We start from the raw sequence: 2,473 nt of genomic DNA, 5'->3' as shown, positions 1-2,473 counted from the left end.
TTAAGAGATTTATTTAAATAACTAATCTTATTTTGTAGCTCTTGTAGAATTCTTTTTAACTCTTCTGTATTTTTTATAGAATCTTTTAACTGATTTTCAAGCTGATTTTGGTCTGTATTTGCAGACTTTTGTATATTGATAGCGGTTGAAGTTTGAGAATTATCAATATTTTCGGGTCTTCTATCTTGATTTATATGCTGGACGTTCTGATTTATATCATTCAAGGAAAGACTAATGTTATTGATATTCATGTCTGATCACCTCCTAATAAACCAGCTCCAAGCTCCAAAATATTTGTATTTTTTATACCTATATCTTGGAGCCTGGAACTTTAAAAAACCCGGGATTTTACCCGGGCTTAATATTTATTATCTTAATAATTGTAATACTAATTGATTTTTAGCGTTAGCTTGAGCGAGCATTGCTGTACCAGATTGCATTAAGATTTGGAGTTTTGTAAAGTTAGCCATTTCATTAGCCATGTCTACGTTTCTGATTCTGCTTTCAGCTTCCGATGTGTTAACTCTTGCTGTTTCGTTGTTAGATATGATTTTTTCAAGCTCTATTTGGTATGAACCAAATTTAGCTGCCATATCATCTACTGCTTTAATTAAAGCATCTACAGTTGATACTGATGCGTTAGCTGCGGTTTGAGATGTTACGTCGATTGCATAGTCAGTTCCACCAATTGCAACTGTAGATGGGGTATTTGTTCCTGTGCCAACTTGTACTGTAGCAGATGCTGTTGTCATTACTAATTCTTGGCCTATTCTTCCACCATAATGGATTGTGAAAGTAGTTGGTCCTGCTCCACTAAACAAGTTTATTCCATTAAATTCAGTATCTTTAAATATTTTAGCTATAGCATCTGCTAAGCTGTTAATATCCTGCTGTATCTGTCCTCTTGAAGTATCATCGGATGTGTTAGCTGCTTGAATAACTTTACTTTTAATATCAACTAAGATGTTGTAAACTTCTTTCAATGCCCCTTGTGCGATTTGAGATATACTGATTCCGTCGTTAGCGTTTCTTGTTCCTTGCTGCAATGATGCTGCGTATTGTTTTAATTGGTTAGCTATGAAGTAGCCTGCTGCATCGTCTGCTGCTCTGTTAATTCTAAATCCTGTAGATAATCTTTCTAAGGATTTGTTTTGTTGCAATTCTGTTTGGTTAAGATTGACCAATGTGAAGTCTGCTGAGTAGTTGTAGTTAATTCTTAGTGCCATGATTTTTACCTCCTATAAATTTATTTTCAATTTTATTATCGTGAGTTTTTAAAAATTTTTTAGTCTTTCTTTTAATTTTTTTGAAAATTCAGAAAAGCCTAATTTGTCAGATACTTCTATTAAATTTGTCAGATATTTTGTATCTTTTGAATATAAAACATAATTTTTAAGATACTCAAAAGCTTTATTTAAATTGTTCTCTTTAATTGAAATCTCATACAAATACTTATTGGCTTGAGTGTTAAACGGATTTATGTCTAAGGCTTTTATAAAATACTCTTTTGCTTTTTCAAGTTCATTGTTTTCTAAAGCCAATAATCCAATATCCGCATATGCTTGGTCTGAATTGTATAAAATTGCAGATTTTAAAATTATTTTTTCTGCTTCTTTTCTGCTTTTGTCCTTTATTAAGTAAAACAAGAGTCTGTTAATGTATAAACCTCTATGTTTTTTGTATATTTCTTTTATTTTTTGGATTATTTCCTCTTTAATTTCTTCTAAATTAATCATATTTACCAATTCATTTAAAACATTATCTTTCATAAATACATAGTCTGTAATAACTTTATTTCCATATCTATCAACGCTTTGTAAAAATTTAATTCCCTCTTCTATTGCTTTTTCCATTTCCTTTCTTTCTTTATAGATTTCATACTTTAAATAATGAAAGTCAGGATAAAACTCTTTCAATTTAAGCCCTTCATCGATTAGCTCTATGGCTTTATCTGTCTGATTTAATCGTTTATATATTTGTGATGCATAAGCATAAAAATGTATTTTGAATGTACTGTCATTTTCAATAATATCTTTATTTTCTAAAAACTTGTTTATATATCTCAGACTTTTTCTTAGATATTTTTTTCCATTTTTATCAGCAGAAAGAATAAGATAGGATTGTAAAACATAAAAAATATTCAGGTAGTATTCTTTTTGATTAGATTTCAGCCCTCTTAATTCTCCAAAGATGAGTTTTAAATTTCTTTTGGCTTTACAAAGCTGTGTTTTTAAATCTGCATATCCATGATGTAAAACGTAAACGGAAAATGGTGGAATAGTTATTGTTCCGGTGTTTTTATTCACAACTCTTTCGTGAATTTTGCCTTCCCATACAAGCTCTGGTTTTTTTCTATGAATATGAACAGTACTTGAATATCCTTTTACTTGTCCGTTTATGTCTGTATTTTTGTAAATAACGCCAATCCCTTCTATTACAGGATTTTCATGAACCAATAATAATATTCTTTTAA

The 2,473-nt window shown here is 30.0% G+C and carries 2 protein-coding genes and 1 pseudogene; all 3 read right to left on the bottom strand.

Translation table 11 applies throughout. The annotated features are described in order from the left end of the window. A pseudogene (locus tag SULYE_RS07605) lies at positions 1-251 on the bottom strand (flagellar protein FlaG); the annotation flags it as partial. Positions 252-368: 117 nt separating this feature from the next. Beyond that, entirely contained in the window at positions 369-1,226 is an 858-nt protein-coding gene (locus SULYE_RS07600; protein WP_007548152.1) for a flagellin N-terminal helical domain-containing protein, read from the bottom strand. A gap of 48 nt (positions 1,227-1,274) precedes the next feature. Continuing rightward, positions 1,275-2,473 (bottom strand): tetratricopeptide repeat protein (locus SULYE_RS08470; RefSeq protein WP_043989318.1); only part of this gene is annotated, 1,199 nt, incomplete at its 5' end.

This window comes from Sulfurihydrogenibium yellowstonense SS-5, from assembly GCF_000173615.1.
GTDB classification, from domain to species: Bacteria; Aquificota; Aquificia; order Aquificales; family Hydrogenothermaceae; genus Sulfurihydrogenibium; species Sulfurihydrogenibium yellowstonense.
The sequence above is the reverse complement of the archived record's forward strand: the minus strand, read 5'-3'. Positions and strand labels throughout refer to the sequence as shown.

What these genes read in the sequence shown, in the direction of transcription:
- SULYE_RS07600 (WP_007548152.1), bottom strand. Translation starts at nt 1,226, where the DNA reads ATGGCACTAAGAATTAACTACAACTACTCAGCAGACTTCACATTGGTC.